We start from the raw sequence: 20,896 nt of genomic DNA on the forward strand, positions 1-20,896 counted from the left end.
CTTTATCATCTGATCCATAGAAAAACATAATAACATACGTACAGAATGAATTTTGATTATTCAGAAAAAATTATAGTTCTTCAACAAAAGCTGATCGCTTTTTTTGAAGAACACATACTTCCTGTAGAAGAAGAAGTAAATGCCTTTTTATATAACCCAGATAACCGATGGCAATCCTGGCCAGGAATGGAAGATTTAAAAGCAAAGGCAAAAGCAGCCGGTTTATGGAACTTGTTTTTACCTAAAAATTATGGAGATCTAAGCCCTGGATTAACAAATTTAGAATATGCTCCTTTGGCAGAAATTATGGGACGTATATTATGGTCTTCAGAGATCTTCAATTGCAGTGCTCCTGATACTGGAAACATGGAGGTATTAGCCAAATATGGATCTTCAGAACAACAGAAAAGGTGGTTAGAGCCTCTAATGAATGGAGATATTCGCTCAGCTTTTTTGATGACAGAACCTCAGGTAGCTTCGTCGGATGCAACGAATATTGAGACCTCTATTGTCAGAGATGGAGATCAATATGTTATTAATGGTACGAAATGGTGGTCTTCCGGAGGAATGAATCCTGATTGTAAAATTGCAATCGTAATGGGAAAAACAGATCCTAATGCACCAAGACATCAACAACAGAGTATGATATTGGTTCCCATGGATACACCTGGATTAAAAATTATCAGACCCTTATCTGTGTTTGGGTTTTATGATTCGCCAGAAGGACATGCAGAGATCGTTTTGGAAAATGTGCGAGTACCTAAAGAGAATTTGATATTAGGAGAAGGAAGAGGTTTCGAAATTGCACAAGGACGATTAGGGCCAGGACGGATTCATCATTGTATGCGTTTGATTGGTATGGCACAGCGATCTTTAGAATTAATGTCTAAGCGAGCTGCTGAACGTATTGCTTTCGGAAAGACGTTTAGAGACTATAGTAGTATTCGTCAAGAGATAGCTCAATCACAATGTGATATTGAACAAGCAAGATTGTTGACACTTTCTGCTGCCGATAAAATGGACAAGTTAGGTAATAAAGCATCCAAAGACTTGATCGCAATGATAAAAATAGTAGCTCCTAATATGGCATTAAAAGTAATTGATAGAGCTATGCAAATACACGGTGGAAAAGGAGTAGGGCCAGATACACCGCTAGCGCACTTTTTTGTAGCAGCTAGAATGTTACGTTTAGCAGATGGTCCTGATGAGGTTCATATGTATCAGTTAGGGAAAAGTGTTATAAAGAAATACTCGGAGTAAAAAATAATAAGTATCTATTAAGTTTATGGAGCAATGAAATTTAATACAATATATAAGTAGTTCCTTCTCCAGAGGGAGAAGGCTAGGATGAGGAGATTTTCAAAATAAACTCATTTCAATCTTACTCTTTCCCCTAGAGAAGAAAACATAAGTGATATATCATAATATTAGATACAATGTTTTTTGTACTAATCAACTATATAAATAATGCAAAACGTACGTAAAGGAGAAGAACTTAACGAAGAAACCTTAAAATCATACCTACATAAAGAAGGTTTGATTGATGATGATCAAAGTAGTTGGCAAGTAGAACAATATACACATGGCTATTCTAATCTCACCTATTTAATAAAAATAGAAGGTAAGGAATATGTGCTGCGTCGTCCTCCATTTGGAGCTATAAAAAGAGGTCACGATATGGGGCGTGAATTTAAAGTACAATCAGGAGTGTATACCGCTTTTCCGAAAGTTCCAAAAATGTATTCGTTTACAGATGATGAAAGCATTTTAGGTTGCCCTTTTTATATTATGGAAAAGGTAGATGGTATTATTTTAAGTGCTCGAGAAGCTAAAAAAAGAAATGTTTCTGCAGGTGATTTTAAAACCATTGCAGATTCCTGGTTAGATACTTTTGTAGAACTTCATAAAATAGATTATCGAGCGGTAGGGTTAGGTGATTTAGGGAAACCAGAAGGATATGTAAGTCGACAAGTGCTGAATTGGGGGAAGCAATATCTCAATGCAGCAACAGATGATGTTCCAGCAGCAGAAAAGGTAATGAAATGGATGGATGAACATCAACCTAAGGATTATAAGTATAGTCTGGTTCATAATGATTTTAAATACGACAATGTAGTTTTTAAAGATGATAGTTGGAAAGAAGTAAATGCAGTACTAGACTGGGAAATGGCAACTTTAGGAGATCCGCTAATGGATTTAGGAACCTCTTTGGGGTATTGGACCATGAGTAGTGATCACGCATTTGTTCAACAAGGAATTCCATCACCAACGATTATGGAAGGAAATCCAAGCAGAAGTGAGATCGTTGAATTGTATGCCCAAAAAAGCGGCAGAGAAGTGGACCATCTTGTGTTTTATTATGCTTTTGGACTTTTTAAGATCGCTGTAATTGCTCAACAGATTTATTATAGATATAGTAAAGGATTAACTACGGATCCTCGTTTTGCTCAACTAAATAAAGCAGCAGAGTTATTATGCAATCTAGCATGGCAAGCTATTCAGACTAAAAAAATAGATTAAAATAAATAAGAATGGATTATTTAGCAGCAACATACTTTTTTGATTATGAAAGAGAAGAGATCCAGAATATTATTAAGGAATTCAAAACAGATACATTAACTCCTAAAGAAAAAGCAAAACAATTATATCTAAAAATACGGGATAACTGGCGTTACGATCCATATCTTATTAGTTTAACTACAGAAGGGTATAAAGCAAGTACTACCGCAAAAAAGAACAGTGGTCACTGTTTGGATAAGGCAATTTTGTTAATTGCTTGCTTACGTGCATTGGGAATACCGGCAAGAATACATTTAGCCAAAGTAAAGAATCATATTGGTGTCGAACGATTGATAGAAAAATTCGGGACAAATGAATTAACACCACACGGAATGGTGAATGTATATTTAGATGGAAAATGGGTAAAAGCGTCTCCCGCTTTTAATAAAGCGCTATGCGAAAAATGTAATGTGGCACCTTTGGAATTTGACGGAGAACAGGATTCTATGTTTCAGGAATATGACAATCAAGGAGGTGTTTTTATGGAGTATATAGAAGATTATGGACATTTTGAAGATGTACCTCTTGATTTTATATTTAATAACATTAAAGAACACTATTCAGAAATAGCTAAAAAGTATGAAGGGCAAACTGAAATTAATTTATAAAGATATACAACGCTAATAGGATATATAAAACCACTTTTATGAATAACACATATGTAGGGATCACTCAAAAACAGTTTCAGGATTTTACAGCATTACCAGTTGAAGGAGCTTTTCAGATGATCAATCTGTTGAAATTTAAAGATAAAGTAGAAGAAACAGGAACTACTGGAGCAGAGGCTTATGCACAATATATGAATGCGATATTGCCGTTTTTTCAAAATACTAAAGCTAAAGTGGTGTATCAAGGGAAACCGTTATTTGGTTTAATTGGCCCAGAAGATACGGTAGAGTGGGATAAAATACTTATTGTATCGTATGAAAGTAAACAAGAGTTTATTGGAATGATTACTAAAGAAGGATATCCTGCAGAAATGCGTAGTCGTGCTTTGGCTGATTCTAGATTGATTTTGTGCACTGAAAAATAAACAACCAACCTAAACAACAATATGCAAGTAAAAAATAAAATAGTAATAGTGACAGGAGCAGGTTCAGGAATTGGAGCCGCGACCGCAAAACATTTTGCAAAACATAAGGCTACTGTAGTAGTTTCTGATATCAAAGAAACAAAAGCACAGCAGATAGTAGATGAAATTATTGGTGATGGAGGTAAAGCTATCGTTATTACAGCAAATGTTGCCAACTTTGAGGAAGTAGCGCAACTAATAACAAAAACGGTTGAGCAATTAGGACAAGTAGATATTATGGTTAATAATGCGGGTATTGGTCCTAGAAATATGTCCAAAACAGCAGAATACACATTAGAAGACTGGGATAGTGTTATCGCGGTTAATCAAACAGGAGTATTCTATTGCATGAAATTAGCATTGCAGCAAATGATGAAACAAGGTCATGGAAACATTGTCAATATTGCTTCATTGGCTGGATTGAAAGCTTCTCTTAATAATCTTTCCTATAGCGCCAGTAAATTCGCTGTAGTTGGAATGACTAAATCAGCAGCTTTAGAATACGCAACAAAGAATATTCGTATTAATGCAGTATGTCCTGGTTATACAGAATCTGCTTTATTAGAGAAGTTATTATCAGTACGTCCGGATATGGATCAAATGCTTAAAAGTGTTATTCCAATGAAACGATATGGATTAGCAGAAGAGATTGCAGAGGCTGTTGTTTGGTTGGCATCTGATAATACCAAATTCATAACAGGTCAGACTATTACTTTAGATGGAGGAACGTCATTATAAAAATATTCATTTATTACATATTAAATTAAGTTACAACAAAGCATGCAAACTATTAAGATAGAAAGAAAACAGAACTATGCGATTGTTCAGTTGAGCAGAGGTAAGGTAAATGCGATTAATCATGAAATGACTAGAGAAATACGACAAGCTTTTGCAGAGTTAGAAACTGATGATACAGTAAAGGGAGTTATTATCACTGGAACTCCACATTTCTTTTCTGCAGGCTTAGATGTAATTGAATTGTATAGTTACGATAAACCAAAAATGAATGAGTTCTTTAACGATTTTGGCGGAATGTATATTCAACTGGCAAAGTTCACCAAACCTTTTATATGTGCAATTACTGGATATTCTCCAGCGGGAGGTTGTGTAATAGCAATTACTGCAGATCACCGGATTATGGCAGAAGGAGAAAAGTATACCATCGGGTTAAATGAAGTTGCGGTGAACATTCAAATTTCTAATAACCTGATTCGAGGATATTCATATTGGTTAGGTGAAGGAAAAGCAAACGAATGTATTTTAGGAGGGAAATTATTAAATGTAGAAGAAGCTTTAACCTCTGGATTAGTCAATGAGGTATGTGACTTGGAAGAAGTGTTGCCTAAAGCAGAAGCTAAGATGCAGCAATATTTACAAGCAGACGAGGATATTTTTAAAAACACAAAATACAAACTCCGTAAAGATTGGTTAGAAAGTATGGAGGAAAACCCTAAAATTGATCTGGAACAAGCAATTTCACTTTGGTGGAAACCGGAAATAAGAGCAAAAATGAAAGCTTTTGTAGAGAGTCTTCAGAAAAAATAGGAAAAAATTTAAAACTTTTAGTAAAACATAATAATACACAAAAATGAATAAGCAAATCATCTTAAAAAACCGCCCTGAAGGATTACCAGATAACAATACTTGGGAATTACAATCCAATCCAATTCCTGAACCTGCTGACGGAGAAGTACTGGTACAGCATCATTATATTTCACTAGATCCAGCAATGAGAGGTTGGATGCGTGAAGGTAAATCATATATAGAACCTGTTGAATTAGATGATGTTATGCGTGCTGGTTCTATTGGAAAAGTTATAAAATCGAATAACCATCCAAAGTTTAAAGAGGGTGATTATCTAACTGGTTGGGGTGGTGTACAACAATATACGGTTACTAATGGAGATAATTGGTATGCAGTGGATCCGAGCTTAGCACCTTTACCGTTGTATATAGGAACTCTAGGTATGCCTGGAATGACAGCGTATTTCGGGATTTTAGAAGTAGGGAAAATCAAAGAAGGCGATACTGTTTTGGTTTCTGGAGCAGCTGGAGCTGTTGGTAGTGTGGTTGGACAAATCGCAAAAATCAAAGGATGTCGTGTTATTGGAATTGCAGGCGGAAAGGATAAATGTGACTATGTCGTAAACGAATTAGGCTTTGATGCTGCGATTGATTATAAGTCAGAAGATATTTATGAAGCAATTAAGCGGGATTGCCCAAAAGGAATTGATGTCTATTTTGATAATGTTGGAGGAGAAATCTTAGATGCTGCATTGTCAAGACTTCGTATGCATGCTCGAATTGTGATCTGCGGAGCCATTTCTCAGTACAATAATATGGAAGATATGCGCGGACCTAAAAACTACCTGTCGTTATTAGTAAACAGAGCTACTATGCAGGGAATGGTAGTAATGGATTATGCTAAAGACTATGGCAAGGCTGCTATGGAAATGGGGGGGTGGATTGCTCATGGAAAACTAAAAACAAAAGAAGATATTTATAACGGAATCGAAAACTTTCATGAAACATTCTTACGCCTCTTTTCTGGTGATAAAATGGGGAAACTGGTCTTAAAGGTTATTGAAGAATAGTATTATTAAGACCTTTCAGATTTTTAAAACCTGAAAGGTCGATTCATAATAAGTAACTTAATTCCTCAAATACTCAAATACTCAAATACTCAAAAACTATTATGAAAGCAATAGTCTGTAAACAATATGGTCAACCATCTAATTTGGTGTTAGAAGATATAGAAAGTCCAAAGCCTAAAGAGAATGAAGTTGTAGTAGCTGTAGAAGCTTGTGGAGTTAATTTTCCGGATACCCTTATCATTCAGGGATTATATCAGTTTAAGCCAGAATTACCATTCACACCAGGAAGCGATGTAGCGGGAGTGGTAAAAGAAGTGGGTGAAGGAGTCAAGCATCTTAAGGTAGGTGATGAAGTTTTTGGGTTTGTAATGCAAGGAGGATATGCAGAAGAAGTAGCTGTTCCAGCAAATGTATGTTTCAAAAAGCCACCAAAAATGGATTTCCCGATAGCTTCCTCTTTTATGATTGCTTATGGAACATCATATCATGCATTAAAAGATAGAGCAAAACTAAAAGAAGGAGAAACATTATTGGTATTAGGAGCTTCTGGAGGTGTAGGTCTTGCTGCTGTAGAGTTAGGGAAATTAATGGGAGCTAAGGTAATTGCCGCCGCTTCTTCTGATGAAAAACTCAAATTATGTAAAGAATACGGAGCTGATGAGGTCATTAATTATTCAGAAGAAGACTTGAGGTCTAGAATAAAAGAATTAACAAACGGAAAAGGAGTAGATGTTGTTTATGACCCAGTAGGAGGTGATTATTCTGAAGTGGCATTACGCGGAATGGCTTGGGAAGGCAGATATTTAGTTATAGGTTTTGCTGCAGGACAAATTCCAAAGATTCCTTTGAACCTGGCATTGTTAAAAGGTTGCTCTATAGTAGGAGTGTTTTGGGGTAATTTTGCTATGAAAACTCCCAAGAAAAACTTGGAGAACACGATGCAATTAATGCAATGGCTCGAAGAAGGGAAACTTAAACCACATATTCATAAAATATATCCATTAGAAGAAGCTCCTAATGCCTTAGAAGAAATGATGGAACGAAAAGTAAGAGGTAAAGTAGTGATTCAGTGTTCTTGATATATAAAGTCATATCGATTGACTCGACGATAGGAGAGTTGTATCGAGATATATAGTGAACACTCTTATTTTGATTCCTGTGTGATAGTTAGGAAGGCTTTCTCAAGGAATAGGAAATCGTAAAATAATAAGCAAAAAAACATGAGACTAAAAAATAAAGTAGCAATTGTAACAGGCGGTGCCAGAGGGATTGGTAAAGCAATTTCAGAATTGTTTGCTCAAGAAGGTGCAACAGTGATAATATGGGATTTATTAACCGAAGGTGAAGGTGTTGCTAAAGAGATTATAGCAAAAGGCCAAGTAGCGGAATTCACGAATATTTCTGTGACAAATAAAATTGCTATCGAAGCTGAAGCTGAAAGAATTCATAAAAAATACGGTAAAATCGATATTCTGATTAATAATGCAGGTATTACTAAGGATCGTACGCTTCATAAAATGAGCGAAGCAGAATGGGATGCAGTAATTGATGTAAACCTGAAAGGTGTTTTTCTATGTACACAAGTTGTTTCGCAGTACATGAAAGACGCTGGATATGGTCGTATTGTTTCTGCAGCGTCTAATGTTGGATTGCGAGGTAATTTTGGGCAAACGAACTATGCTGCAACCAAAGCAGGAGTAATTGCAATGTCTAAAACCTGGACGATGGAATTAGGGAAATACGGTATTACAGCTAATGCATTAGCACCAGGTTTTACTTTAACAGAAATGACAGAACAAATACCTGAAGAGCATATTGAAAGTATTAAATCACAGATTCCACTTAAAAAAGCAGCTACACCACTAGATATAGCATATGGATATCTGTATCTGGCATCAGATGAAGCATCATATGTTTCGGGTATTTGCCTAACAATTGACGGAGGAATCTCGAGGTAGTTAGCGAGTGTTTGAGATTGTGAGTTTTTGAGCCTACGAACTTTTGAGATTAAGATATAGCTTTTCTTGAGAAATGAGTAATAAAGCATATAGTATAATATCCTTGTCAATCTGAACTTGTCGAAGATAAGTAAAACTTTAGTTGTCAATTCACTTCGACTAGCTCAGCGTGACATCGATTCATAAAGTATAAAATCATGAATCAACTAATTTGTAAAAACTTTGAAGAGTTTAAAACCTATGAAGGGAAACCATTACCAATAGGTGAGTGGTTAACCGTTACACAGGAAATGATCAATGCTTTTGCAGAAGCAACGCAGGATTTTCAATGGGTGCATGTAGATTTAGAACGCATCAAAAAAGAATCACCATTTAAAAAGCCTATTGCACATGGTTTTCTGTCGATTTCTTTATTGTCTAAGATGTTAATGGATCTGATCTATATAGAAAGCTTTGCGATGGGTGTTAATTATGGGCTCAATAAAGTACGGTTTCCAAGCCCTGTGTTGGTAGATAGTAGATTGAGATTACATAGTAGTATTAAGATGATAGAACCTTATGCGAATGAAGGATTAAAAATCACTTGGGATTGTTCTGTGGAAATAGAAGGTGTTGATAAACCTGCATGCGTGGCAGAATTTGTTTCTTTGATGTTCGAAGGGTAGGAGTTTGATATGTATCCTAGACAAACTATCTCTGGATGATGTGTTAGTCTAAAGGAAAAGAATACCCTAATGTTATTGCTCCCACAAATTGTTCTACCTCAGGTTGATAGTAATAGGCGAATGAAAATTCATAGTTGTGGTTACGGCCAATAGCTAATCCTAATGTAAATGGATAATGATCTATTATTCCACTTTTTTCGATATTTTCAGTTCTTCCATCAAAATTTTTAAAAGAACCGATAGATGCTCCAATGCCAAATTCTATAAACGGCGCTACCCAAGGAATTGGGGCAGCAAGACGAATTTTACCACCAATTAGGAATGCTCTTGATGTAACCTCAAGATTATCTTGATTAAGTGTATTGTCATTATTGTCGGGCCAGGTTAAAATAACTCCAGCATAGGGTCTAATCCCAAACCATTTGGTAATTCCTAGAGCATATTCCCCTTGGGCATAAAAACCAGAGCCAATTGCCTCAGAAGATGAAGCGTAAGGAATGCTTATTCCATATCCAATCTCTACATCGATAGATTGACCTTTGGTAGGTTGAGCATTGGTGGAATTAGAAAAAAATGTTAGTATGCAAAAGATAAGAGTAATCCTAAAAATAGATAGCATAAAGATTGTTTTGGTGTGAATGATGAATGTTATCTGTGCAATTTTACTAATTGTTTTCGATAGTTTCACTATTTGTACCGTGCAAATAAATAAAATTTCCCTTGTTTATGTATTGCGAATAAAGTAAAATATCCTTTCTATACTTCTTTCGAAACCAAAGATATTTGAGTTTTATGATAAAAGGAAATAACCTTTTGATTTAGGGCTAAAATTTGCTCTGATTTTATACATAATGTAGTGTGTGTTATTCGAATTCGTCAGCGATTTCTTCTGTATCATCAACTATTTTTAGTGGAATTTTTTCATCCCAATATTTGTTTTCTTCAAACTGTTCAGATATACGTATTAATTTTGGAGTTTTCTTAAAGTTTTTTATGGTAAAATCAAAATAAAAAAAGCAATCGCAATCAGTCAAAGGATATGATTCTTCAATCTCATATTCAATCACATTGTTTTTTAAAGTATCTATTCTTAAAGTGTCAATATCATGAGGTCTATCTAATTTAATTAGTAAAGTGTCATTTTTGTCTATAACACTCTTTAAGTATCCATTTCCCCAAGAACAATTAACAATATATCCCAGTCTTACAAATAAATCTCCGTTCTTAACTTTATTTAGCCTAATTCCGATTGAATCAACACCACATTCTTTTTTGCACTCGGAAATTTTGAAATTTTCAGTTCTTTCAAAGAGAGATATTTCTCTGGGTTTAGAGCAGCTTATAATTAGGAGCAATATAATTCCAACATTAAGTATAACTTTCATTCTTTATTTTTCATTGTCTTTATTGCATATAATGCCAAATATATGAATGGGAGCAAGATAAATATGCATGAACCAATCGATTTATCCCTACCTACTTGGCGGATGGCAGGCAGGTGTGCATTTTTATTTCTTGTTTAATTTATAAAAGCTTGTACTCAGCTTGACTGGTATATATTTCCATTCCAAAAATGCAACAACTATTCGGTCGATCACTTAGTTTAGTTGTTATGATCATATATGCAATGGTGCCTACTGGCTTTTATTTCGTTATAACCGAACCAGAACAAACATCACCTTCTTCAATTCCAGCTAGCCAAACGTTTAATTTTTAAGTTCGCTGCTCAGTAAGTTTTTTCAAAAAGTTGGAAACGCACATTGGATAAACACTTCCATATTCCGCTTGCTTATTTTTTGCCGGGAATTTCATTTCTAATTCAGCGTCTCTGTATGAAATCCAAATTCTTTGAACTTTTTTAAGTCTGTCAATAAAAACTGAGTCAGATTTATATTCAATCAATATTTTTTGATAAACATTATTAAGTTCAATGTCAGCTTTTTGATATTCATTATTCGCATCTTTATTCATTTCTGATTGAGTCTGCGAAAAACAAGGCAAATAAAAAGTTAGAAATAATATTAAAAGTATTCGATTCATTTTTCAGAGTTTTTTTTAGATTGTTATCAACTTGTTTGTGTATGGCTGGTGTGACTTAGAATTCACAGGATTTTTAGTTACAATAAATGGTTGTTTAAATGTATACGTTTTGCTTAGAGCAGAAGTTAAGCATTTATTATACACGTCTTATAGGTAGTAGTCATTTCTATAATTTCAATTTCATTATAATATTTTTTGCATTTTCGTTTTTTGGATCTAATTCTAGCGATTTTTCATAATTTAAAAGAGCTTGTTTTTTATTTCCATTTTTTAAATACGCTTCTGCCAAACTATCATATGCATTTGAAGATTTTGGAAATTCTACAACATTTAATTTAAAGGCTTCAATTGCATCCTTTATTCTATCCATCTTTAACAAAGCATATCCAACTTGATTCATCTCTGCCTCTGATAAATAATAAGTTCCCAAGGCTTTGTGTTTATTGAAAAATTGGATTCCAGTTTCCATATTTTCGTTCTGAATAATATCAATAAAGGATTGAGCTAGCGACTTTTTTGGCTTCGAATAAGGCATTTCAATTAGCTTATGATAAATTTCAGTAGCTAGAGGACCCATCCAAGGACCTCCACTAGAAGTAAAAAGAATCAAAGCAATATCGTAATCTGGAAAAAGCAGATACAATGTTCTAAACCCATTGTTGTTTCCTTCGTTCACATAAAATGTATAGTTTTCTTTTTCTCCTTTTATAAGCCCTAATCCATAATCTCCGGTGATTTCATCGAAATCTGTAAGAATTAAAGGTGTTCTAATGCCATTGGTTTTGTAATCCTGATAAGCTCGCATTTGCACAATAGCCAATTTGGATAAATCGGTAACAGTTGAATAAGTACCACTTGCAGGAACAGCCTTACCCCAATCGGTTTTAACGTTAGCGGGTTTACTTCTATTCTCAGGACGATAAGCTGTTACTAAATTGTTTGTTTGTTTTTCATTTAGTGAAATGACGGTGTTTTTCATGCCATATTTAATAGACCTTCCCGTAACATATTCCCTTAAAAGCTCATCATAACTTTGTCCTGAAACGAGCTCACAAATGTATCCTGCGATATTATATCCGGAACTAGAGTAAGAAAATTTTTCTCCTGGTTCAGAGTTTAAAACGATTTTATTTAAATCATTGATGAATTCCTGTTCGGTATATCCTTTAGTATAATTAGACTCTTGCTTATTGTATATTGAGCATAATCTATGAGGAATTCCTGCTGTATGAGACATTAAATGTTTAAGCTGTACATTTTTTAAATTTTCTTTTGCCTCTTTTGTCAATACATTGTCTAAGTAAGTGATGATAGGTTCCTCTAAATTTAGTTTCCCTTCATCTATTAAATAGTTTGTAATAATTCCAGTAAACGTTTTGGCAATAGATGCTAACTCATACATCGAATTTTTATCGATCTTTTTTTCGCTTCCTCGCTTCATGATACCAAATTCATCAACATATGAAATAGCACCTCCTCTTACTACACTTATGGAAACAGCAGGAATATTGTTTTCTATCATTGCCGACTCTATGGTAGCCGCAATCCACTTATTTTCTTCTATAATTTTATCTTTAGATTCGTTCACTAATTTCTGTCTACTTTGTGCTTCCGAACTTTTACAACTAGTAAATGCTAATAAAAATATAGAAGTGTAAATAAGACTCATTTTAATTTTCATAATGGATAGTATTAATATTTATAAAAACCAAAAGTAGTTTAGCTTATATTCGTATGCGACCGAATAAACTATTCGAACCTTTTTTTTTCTAAAAATCTGAAATTATTTTTTTAGATAATTTCTTGATTTAGGAATATTGTTTTCTATACGAAGTGGGAGTTAGCCCTGTGTGTTTTTTAAAACTAGAATTAAATGACGATTTTGAATTAAAGCCAACTTCATATAAGATTTCCAGGATGGTAGTTTTTTTTTGGTTTGGGTCTTGGAAAATTTTCTTAGCAACCTCAATTCTATAGTCGTTAATAAATTCATAGAAGTTTTTATGAATATGATGGTTTATGAGAATTGATAATTCTTGTGGTGTCATATCCAGATCGCTTGCTAATTCTTTAATGGTCAAATTTGGATTTAAAAAGGGTTTTTGTTCTTCCATATACAACTTCAATGAATTAATCTTTTTGGATATGGATTCTAGATGATTATAATTTTCACCCGCTCTAGAATTAACCAATGTAGATATCAATTGAATTTTAGAATCAATCCCTCTAAACATTTTTGGTATAAGTAAGGCCTTTAGTATTAACCAGCAAGTAAAAGCTAAAATTAGAATAAGGATAATGAGCCTTATCTCTATCATGTAATTTGGTGAAGAACTAAATTTGTAGATGTTCTTAGCCACGGTTGCTACAAATAGAATAGTTAATATTACATTCATTTGAAACAACCAGTTGTAATTGTCTTTTATGGTCGAAGAATAATTTTCGTACATTATTCTTTTATATTTCCAAAGTGCGAGAAATGTAGCTATGATGTAGCCCAATCTTTGAAATGTTGCCAGAATATAAGTAAATGAGCCTTCAATTTCTTTCGAATTTGTTGGTAATTCCCCAAGAATAAATGACAAATAAAACCTAGGGAATAATACTATGGTACTTAATAAAAGAGGAACTAAATGCCATAGATGTTTGAATCTAATTTTAAAATCAGAGTAAAGAATTGAAATTACAAATAAATATAATAACGGTCGTTCTAGAAAACCTGCAATATCATGCCTAAGCATGTCTATAATAGGGTGGACATACGAAAAAGTATTATAAAAATAGGAACTGATATCTAAGCTTCCAATTAATAGATATAATGCTAGCAAGATATTCGGCAACTTGTTATTTGTTCTAACAGTAATTAGAAAAAAAGAAAAAAGTATAGATATTATGATTAATACTGCAGTGATTATTTGAAGAAAGAATTCCGATAAATTGAGTGTTACTTCACTATTCATTTAACTAAGTCTCTATTTTGCATTTGTCAAAGCAATTGCTGGTAACATTTAATATATGGTGTTGTAGCAAAGTAAAATAGTTACCTTGCTTTTCGATTTCTTCCTGCCTACCTGGCGGATGGCAGGCAGGTGTGTATTGTTTGCTAAGTTTTACTTTTTGCAAGCATTGTGTCTTGCCAAAAATACAGAAACGATTCGATTCATCATCTAGCTGCTGATCATATATATGGTGTTATGTGTTTTTTTATTTCATTCGAGTCTTTTATTTCATACTCTTTTGAGACAGGGGAATATCTATTAATTTTCAAATAATTCCATCAGTTCCTTACTATACAATCCAGATTTGATCATAAATAAATTGTTAGATATTGTACTTATTATATGAAAGTCATTTCCTATTCCTTCATGAACATCTTTAGGTTTTCTTACTCTAGAGTCGTCTTCCCATTCCGCTTGTCCGTTATATTTGCAGTATAATTTATAAGTTTAGAGATTAATTTTACTCATTGATAATTAATTCCAACTTAGGTTGTGATTTTGTTATTTTAGGTTTATTTCTATCTCATTATTTGGTTCATCAATTTTTATCCATTCCATAAAATCTGATTTCGGATAACATTTTGTGAAATCAGTTCCTTTAATATTTGCATAAGCTTTGCGTGAATAATTTCCGAAAATTACTCTTCCTAAATATTCTTTTTCTTCTCCATTTTCAACAAACAAAATTGTTGTTTTAACCGTTGCGGATTCGTTAGTTTTTCTTTTTTTAAAAAGCGAACTTATTGATATTTCAATAGGGTACATCCCAGTGTAATTATACCCATTTTTATTAAACTGATTTAGAAGTTGATGATTTAGATAATTCCAAAAAGCATTATTATATGGTATTTTATTTTCAACTAGCATTTATAGATAAAAATTTAGATAGTTTTTTTAATGAATCACAACAATTGCATATAATCATCAAAAGTAACTATATATTCTTTTATAAACTTTACCCTATATTAATTCCTCATTAGCATATGTGTTATAGTAACAAGGATACGATATTTTAGGTTTCTGTTGGGATGCTCATTCCAAAAGAAAATAAGTTTTCTGGATCGACTTGTTTTTTTATTTCAATCAATTTAGGTAGGTTGTCACCATAATAATATTGTAATAGCTCAATTCTTCCTTTTGGAGTATCTGGTCTATTCACTAGACTTGCATCCGGAAAATTGATAAATGCCCCTTCTACATGTGGTTGTAAGGCTGTTCTGAAATCTTCAATCCATTTTATATATTTTTCTGTATTAGGATCCTCAGGATTAGACCACCATGCCTGGAACTGGAGTAAGAAGTCTTTTGCTCGATATGGGAATGGACCCTCAGTAAAATCCTGGATAGCTCCACCCATTCCATGTAAGCTTAGGTATAGATTAACCACTTCAGAGGCTTTTGTGTTATCAAGATAGGTAACGATTTTATCCACTAACGCATCATCATATATCGGAAATGCTGAAGAGATTTTATGTGGGTGTGGTCCATCACAAGTCTGCGTTGGCGCTTCTTCATCCTTTACTAGAGATACTGTTGGTTGTAAAAGGCTACCTAAACGAGTTTGTCGTTTAGCTAAAAGACTTGGCAATGGTTCACTTTGCTTTTTAGAATGAAGTAATGCATTAACTATTTCTGTATAGGTTTGTGATTCATACAGTTCATACGTTGGCTTAGAAATATCATAAAATGGCTGCAAAATCTTTTGTAAATCCGGGATCTCTCCATAGAATTGCCCTACTAACAATATAGCTGTTCTAGAAGGTGTATTTTGATCAGTAACAGAAAGACGACAAGCAGTAGTTAGATTACAGGTATGTGTGGGTAGTTCTTGCATCCATTTTTTAGCAATCTTTAGCATTTTGTCTTTAGGCCAATGTAGCTCAAACGTAGTTACATTGTCCTTAAGTGGACTTAACTTAAATAAAAAGTCAGTGATTACCCCAAAATTACCACCACCGCCACCTCTGATTGCCCAAAAAAGTTCTGAGTAACTATCTTTATTGGCTTTTACGATCTTTCCGTTTGCCAGCACAATTTCTGCTTCAATGATATTGTCTGCGGTCAGTCCATATTTTCTGGCTGATAATCCCCATCCACCACCTTGTGTCAATCCTCCAACATTAACAGAACCACAACCACCTCCAGGAATGATTCGATTTTTAGATTCTAATTCTTTGTATACTTCTTGCAATTTTTTTCCAGGTGGAATCCAAGCGTAATCATTGGTGTTATCTGTGTATCGAATGGTGTGTATTTTGGATAAATCGATGATAAAAACATCGTTATCAGAACACATTCCTTCATGCTGGTGACCTCCTGATCGTATACGAAGATGTAATCCTGCTTCTTTGCAAATTTTGATAGCACAAGATACATCTTCTGCATTTTCGCAATATCCAATAGCCAGTGGATAATAATTAAACCTAGAATTGGCAATAATACGACTCTTATCATAATCAGGATCGGTAGGACATACGATTGTAAAAGTACAGCCTTGCTCTTTAAACTTATTCCTTAATTCTTTACAGTTGATCATAATGATTTACTTCTATTAATTAATACCTGGATTATTGTATTACTTTGGGGAGAACAATTGTAGCCATAAACATGGCTGACATAGATGTTAAAGCTACGAACAATCGTTGGAATTTATAACCCGTATAAACCCTTAATCTTTTATGTGATTGACATACTGAGAAATCTTTTTTTTTTTTAGAAACAAGTGCTAGAGGTGTTAGAGTACGTTTTTTAGGGTTCTTATCTGCGACAAATGATATGTCTGTGAGCCTTTTTCTGTTATTCCGGCACTTCGGTTATATTCGTATTTTAGAACTTTGGTTGGAATCAAACTAATAATAAAAATCTAAATTCAATTAAGGATTATAATTCTAATTAATAAAATAGTAATAGTATATTTAAGCCATGCAACATCAAGAATATTTTTTCGAGTATAAAAAACACAAACTCTTTGGGCAGTATTGGTTACCTGAAGATAGTAAAGCAATGGTTGTCTTAGTACATGGTATGGGAGAGCATTCATCTCGGTATGCGGATTATGTAATTCCACAATTATTGGAGAAAAATATTGGGGTGATTACGTATGATAATTTTGGTCATGGAAAGAGTGGTGGTAAAAGAGGGCATTGCCCGAGTTATGAAGCTCTTATAGAAGTTATAGATGTGGTCTATCGAAAATCAAAGGAAATTGCAGGTGATCTTCCAGTTTTTCTTTACGGTCATAGTATGGGAGGGAATTTGGTAATCAATTATGTAATGCGAAACAATGGTGAGATAGCTGGAGCAATATTGACCAGTCCGTTTTTGCGTTTAGCATTTCAACCACCTGCTTGGAAATTGACTATGGGTAAGCTATTTCAGAAAATAGCACCTTCGATAACGCTTCCTTCAGGATTGGATGTTCAAGCGATTTCTAGAGTAACAGAAGAAGTGGAGAAATATAAAAATGATCCTTTAGTACACGATAAAGTAAGTTCTAATTTTTCTATACCTGTCATAGATGCTGGTGAGTGGGCGATAGCTCATGCTTCTCAATTAGAAAAACCTATTTTATTAGTACACGGAACGGCTGATCAAATAACGGATTATAATGCGAGTCTAGAATTTGCCAAGAAAACAGATCATGTTGAATTTGTTTCTTTTGATGATGGATATCACGAACTCCATAATGATATAGAAAAAGAGAAGTTTATAAAGAAAATTATTTCTTGGATTAATACCAAAGTGTAGTATTCTACTATTATATTTTAGTATAAGGAATGGTAAAATAGAAGATGGAACCTAAATCTTTTTTACTTTCAAGCCAAATTTTACCACCCAACATCTCGCTGTATGCTTTGGCAATTGACAATCCTATACCTGCGCCTTCTATAGCATAGTTGTTTTCAATATCGGCTTGTACGAAGCGTTCGAAAATGGCTTTTTGCCGATCTTTGGCAATACCCATACCGGTATCTTTTACATAAAATTGCAAAAACTCATCTTGTACTTCATATCCAAATGAGACAGAGCCTTCAGGGGTGTATTTAAGAGCGTTTTTCACAAGATTGGTGAGTATAGCATTAAATTTTTCTTTATCCGTTTTAATAAGACCACTATTATCTGGTAAGCCATTGCTAATAGATAACTGTAGATCTTTTCTGTCTGCTTCAGGTTTAAAAAATTGATATAAATATGTAACTTGTTCATTAATATCTACCTCAGATAGAAAAACTTTTACTTGACCAGATTCGATTTTTGAAATGTCAATAATATCTCTGATGATATTTAACATACGCGCACCACTTTCTTCAATCAAACTGATATACAATTGCTGTTCATCTCCCGTAAGAATAGGTTCTTTAAGTAGTTCTGCAAAACCTAATATACCGTTCATAGGAGTACGAATTTCATGACTCATATTTGCTAAAAAGGCAGACTTAAGCCGATCACTTTCTTCGGCCTTGTCCTTCATTTTATTTAACTCTATTTCGTAGAGCTTCAGTTCGGTGATATCTGTAGTAGTGCCTACATAACCAATCACTTCTTTTTTCTCATTATATTCAGGAATCGCCTGTCCTAACACCCATTTAGTGGTGCCATCAGGTCGGAGAAATCTATATTCTGCATGAGAGGTTTCTCTTCTTCCGGCATCGTCATACCAGCCTGATTTTAGCTTCTTTTTATCTTCAGGATGTACCGCTTTAAGCCATCCGTCGTCCATCGCTTCTTGCTGTGATAAACCAGCAATTTTGCACCATTTTTCGTTTACAAAAGTAGTTTTACCGTTAGCTTTGGTCATAAATATACCAACTGGTGATATATCTGTAAGTGTTTGATATCTGCTTTCGCTGAGTTGTATAACCTTTTCTGCTTCTTCAAATTTTTGACGATAAGTAAGAGAATGGTATATATCTTTAAAAGAAGAGTAACTATTTTCCGAAACTTCTTTTTGAAAATATTTTATATAAATAGTAAACAAAATTCCATAATAAAAACTCATTACCATTTTAGAAGATAACCCTGAAATTAGAAAATTAGTTATGTTGTTAGAGCTCCAAAACCCTATCACGCTAAATAAAATAGCATCTAGAGAAAGGACAATAAGCATGGTTAGGAATATTCTTAAAAATAGAACTTGAATATGTTTTGAAATGTATTCAAAGATAAAAATGATCAAAATCGAATCCATGAATAGGAGTATAGTACCATATACTAAAAGAATAACATTTGTATTAAAAAAGTCTGATAACATAGTAAAGGATACTTGATGCATGCTAGAATTTTCTAAATTAATCCCAAAAAGCAGCAATAGGATCACAATCATTAGATTCGCAATTACTAGTGCATAGATAAGCCTTCGTGTTACTAAAGCATCTTCTTTAATATAAAATATTAATACCGTAAAAAGTGTCACTGAGAATAGAACGGAGGAACCAGGAGATACAGTAATACCATCAAATATTTCGAAGTACATAGTAGTAGCTGTGAATACCTGAATAAATTGAAACATACCCAATGTTGTAAATAACAGTCCGTTACCTGTTACTTTTCGAAAATGGAATAATGTTAATACTAAAAAGGAAATAATGAACCCTTGTAAAAGAAAAATTGATATTTGATAAAAATTAATTGCCTCCATAAAACATAATTAATCACCTTTGTCTTTCAGCGGGTGAAGGAATAGTTTTTTTATTAATAAAAGCCCGAAAGATGATCAATGTGTATAAACCCGTAAGGGAAAATTGATTATAGTATGTATTTTTCGAAGATACAAAAGTAATTGTATTTTAGTTACTGAAAAAATGTATGTTTTTTAGTCCAAAAGTTATTGTATTATTTTACCTATCTATTGTTACTCCTTGTAACAGTGTTTTTTGTATCTTTAAATTGAAAATTTGACAATCATTTGTTGTTTTAATTTTTTACAATATCAATAACTTTTTAACCTTTTAAATAAAACTAAACATGGGTATCTTTTTAGGCACATATGTTCCGGAGTTAGGTACGAGTCCTGATTCTGAAATATGTCATTCTTTTGTGTTTCGCTGGTTGATAGCGAATGGTAACTTTACAGGTGATTATCCAGATCCTTTAGAAAATATTTCTTCGGTTGATGCAGAGCGTATGTTTTTTCCAGATATGGGTATTGCAGCCAGAATAGGAGTAGAGATTCAAGTCAAAGCAAGTTCAGTTATAGGTTTTTGGGATTATGGAGGGAATTTGCAACATTCTATGATTGCTATGACACCAACTTCTTGGTTTGGAGCAAATAATACTGGTTGTTTTGGTGTTCCTGGGGGGCGTCAGCAAATTGATGATGTAGATGAGGTGATTCATAGTCAACAAAATCATTTTGGTTGGACAGGAGATGACAATGATTGGCAGGGAATGTATCAAGGACTAACAGTTACCTACAGAGATTTGCCTACCAGACGATTCTAGAGATAGTATTTATAATGTTATGTGAATTATTACTTCTGTAGATATGTATAAATAAAAAATAGTAAAACTGCAGATACAGTACTAACAATGAAGAGAAGGGTTCTTTTGGGATCTTTCTCTTTTTTTATTGTGATTATTTTAAAAGTCTGGATTATTATTTTTCGTTCAAAAAAAAGTAATATCAATAGAATAGCAAGAAATATGATAGCGTTCATAGTAGCACCAGTTTTTACTTGATAAAAAACATCAAATAATACAATATTAGTCATAATAGGAATCAGTAATAATATTCCAATGATTTTGGCGCGTTGAGATAATAGAAGTAATGCTCCGGTAACTTGCAGTATTCCTATAATTATTGGTAAGGTCTGGGTGTATCCAAAAAAAGACCACATAAGTTCCATGCCACTTAATTCGCTTACCAGTTTATCGGGAAAATCATTTTTGTTTCCAAACTGGAGTGGTTTGGCTGCTCCATAGACAAATATGAAAAACGCAACAAAATAACGCAATGTTCGCTCAATAATTTTTCGGAAAGTCATAAAACAAGAGTTTGGTTATCAGACGAT

Annotated in this window: 21 protein-coding genes; 12 read left to right on the plus strand and 9 right to left on the minus strand. The window is 33.6% G+C overall.

Annotation, left to right across the window (positions count from 1 at the left end; translation table 11 throughout):
* The first annotated feature begins 45 nt into the window (after positions 1-45).
* The 10 genes from Q0975_RS18425 to Q0975_RS18470 all read left to right on the plus strand — a co-directional run bounded on the left by Q0975_RS18425 (position 46) and on the right by Q0975_RS18470 (position 8,847).
* Positions 46-1,260 (plus strand): acyl-CoA dehydrogenase family protein, encoded by a 1,215-nt coding sequence (locus tag Q0975_RS18425; RefSeq protein WP_299439352.1) that lies wholly within the window; start codon positions 46-48, stop codon positions 1,258-1,260.
* Between the two features lie 207 nt (positions 1,261-1,467).
* Positions 1,468-2,520, plus strand: a complete 1,053-nt coding sequence (locus Q0975_RS18430; protein ID WP_299439353.1) for a phosphotransferase family protein — start codon at positions 1,468-1,470, stop codon at positions 2,518-2,520.
* A gap of 11 nt (positions 2,521-2,531) precedes the next feature.
* A complete protein-coding gene (locus tag Q0975_RS18435; protein ID WP_299439354.1) occupies positions 2,532-3,167 on the plus strand; it encodes a transglutaminase-like domain-containing protein in 636 nt (211 codons plus the stop codon).
* A 38-nt stretch (positions 3,168-3,205) separates the two neighbouring features.
* The gene (locus tag Q0975_RS18440; RefSeq protein ID WP_299439355.1) at positions 3,206-3,592 is read left to right on the plus strand and encodes a hypothetical protein; all 387 of its coding nucleotides are present in this window, start codon (positions 3,206-3,208) and stop codon (positions 3,590-3,592) included.
* 21 nt (positions 3,593-3,613) lie between these two features.
* Positions 3,614-4,369, plus strand: coding sequence for a 3-oxoacyl-ACP reductase family protein (locus Q0975_RS18445; RefSeq protein ID WP_299439356.1), 756 nt, complete (start codon positions 3,614-3,616; stop codon positions 4,367-4,369).
* 42 nt (positions 4,370-4,411) lie between these two features.
* The gene (locus Q0975_RS18450) at positions 4,412-5,176 is read left to right on the plus strand and encodes an enoyl-CoA hydratase/isomerase family protein (RefSeq protein WP_299439357.1); all 765 of its coding nucleotides are present in this window, start codon (positions 4,412-4,414) and stop codon (positions 5,174-5,176) included.
* Positions 5,177-5,219: 43 nt separating this feature from the next.
* The gene (locus Q0975_RS18455) at positions 5,220-6,224 is read left to right on the plus strand and encodes an NADP-dependent oxidoreductase (RefSeq protein WP_299439358.1); all 1,005 of its coding nucleotides are present in this window, start codon (positions 5,220-5,222) and stop codon (positions 6,222-6,224) included.
* Positions 6,225-6,325: 101 nt separating this feature from the next.
* Complete coding sequence (locus Q0975_RS18460) at positions 6,326-7,303, plus strand: NADPH:quinone oxidoreductase family protein (protein ID WP_299439359.1); 978 nt, start codon at positions 6,326-6,328, stop codon at positions 7,301-7,303.
* A 141-nt stretch (positions 7,304-7,444) separates the two neighbouring features.
* Complete coding sequence (gene fabG / locus Q0975_RS18465; RefSeq protein WP_299439360.1) at positions 7,445-8,182, plus strand: 3-oxoacyl-ACP reductase FabG; 738 nt, start codon at positions 7,445-7,447, stop codon at positions 8,180-8,182.
* 197 nt (positions 8,183-8,379) lie between these two features.
* On the plus strand, positions 8,380-8,847 hold the full coding sequence (locus Q0975_RS18470; RefSeq protein WP_299439361.1) for a MaoC family dehydratase: 468 nt from the start codon (positions 8,380-8,382) through the stop codon (positions 8,845-8,847).
* A 43-nt stretch (positions 8,848-8,890) separates the two neighbouring features.
* On the opposite strand, the gene Q0975_RS18475 is transcribed toward Q0975_RS18470, so the two are convergent.
* From Q0975_RS18475 to Q0975_RS18505, 7 genes are all read right to left on the minus strand, one after another.
* Positions 8,891-9,466 carry a hypothetical protein gene (locus Q0975_RS18475; protein WP_299439362.1) on the minus strand — a complete coding sequence of 192 codons (576 nt, stop codon included), beginning with the start codon at positions 9,464-9,466 and terminating at the stop codon, positions 8,891-8,893.
* A gap of 244 nt (positions 9,467-9,710) precedes the next feature.
* The gene (locus Q0975_RS18480; protein ID WP_299439363.1) at positions 9,711-10,232 is read right to left on the minus strand and encodes a hypothetical protein; all 522 of its coding nucleotides are present in this window, start codon (positions 10,230-10,232) and stop codon (positions 9,711-9,713) included.
* 328 nt (positions 10,233-10,560) lie between these two features.
* On the minus strand, positions 10,561-10,887 hold the full coding sequence (locus Q0975_RS18485) for a lysozyme inhibitor LprI family protein (RefSeq protein WP_299439364.1): 327 nt from the start codon (positions 10,885-10,887) through the stop codon (positions 10,561-10,563).
* A gap of 166 nt (positions 10,888-11,053) precedes the next feature.
* Positions 11,054-12,568, minus strand: a complete 1,515-nt coding sequence (locus Q0975_RS18490; protein WP_299439365.1) for a serine hydrolase — start codon at positions 12,566-12,568, stop codon at positions 11,054-11,056.
* 127 nt (positions 12,569-12,695) lie between these two features.
* Positions 12,696-13,847 (minus strand): helix-turn-helix domain-containing protein, encoded by a 1,152-nt coding sequence (locus Q0975_RS18495; protein WP_299439366.1) that lies wholly within the window; start codon positions 13,845-13,847, stop codon positions 12,696-12,698.
* Positions 13,848-14,387: 540 nt separating this feature from the next.
* Positions 14,388-14,753 (minus strand): hypothetical protein, encoded by a 366-nt coding sequence (locus Q0975_RS18500; RefSeq protein ID WP_299439367.1) that lies wholly within the window; start codon positions 14,751-14,753, stop codon positions 14,388-14,390.
* 145 nt (positions 14,754-14,898) lie between these two features.
* A complete protein-coding gene (locus Q0975_RS18505) occupies positions 14,899-16,422 on the minus strand; it encodes an FAD-binding oxidoreductase (RefSeq protein WP_299439368.1) in 1,524 nt (507 codons plus the stop codon).
* A gap of 386 nt (positions 16,423-16,808) precedes the next feature.
* Between Q0975_RS18505 and Q0975_RS18510 the strand changes: the two genes are divergently transcribed.
* Positions 16,809-17,633, plus strand: coding sequence for an alpha/beta hydrolase (locus Q0975_RS18510; RefSeq protein WP_299439369.1), 825 nt, complete (start codon positions 16,809-16,811; stop codon positions 17,631-17,633).
* A 10-nt stretch (positions 17,634-17,643) separates the two neighbouring features.
* Here Q0975_RS18510 and Q0975_RS18515 read toward each other — a convergent pair whose 3' ends face one another.
* Complete coding sequence (locus Q0975_RS18515; protein WP_366889131.1) at positions 17,644-19,524, minus strand: PAS domain-containing sensor histidine kinase; 1,881 nt, start codon at positions 19,522-19,524, stop codon at positions 17,644-17,646.
* Between the two features lie 326 nt (positions 19,525-19,850).
* Here Q0975_RS18515 and Q0975_RS18520 point away from each other — a divergent pair, with 326 nt between their 5' ends.
* The gene (locus Q0975_RS18520) at positions 19,851-20,327 is read left to right on the plus strand and encodes a hypothetical protein (RefSeq protein ID WP_299439372.1); all 477 of its coding nucleotides are present in this window, start codon (positions 19,851-19,853) and stop codon (positions 20,325-20,327) included.
* A 29-nt stretch (positions 20,328-20,356) separates the two neighbouring features.
* Here Q0975_RS18520 and Q0975_RS18525 read toward each other — a convergent pair whose 3' ends face one another.
* Positions 20,357-20,869, minus strand: a complete 513-nt coding sequence (locus Q0975_RS18525; protein ID WP_299439374.1) for a hypothetical protein — start codon at positions 20,867-20,869, stop codon at positions 20,357-20,359.
* Positions 20,870-20,896: the final 27 nt, after the last annotated feature.

The sequence above is a fragment of the uncultured Aquimarina sp. genome (genome assembly GCF_947500065.1).
GTDB lineage: Bacteria > Bacteroidota > Bacteroidia > Flavobacteriales > Flavobacteriaceae > Aquimarina.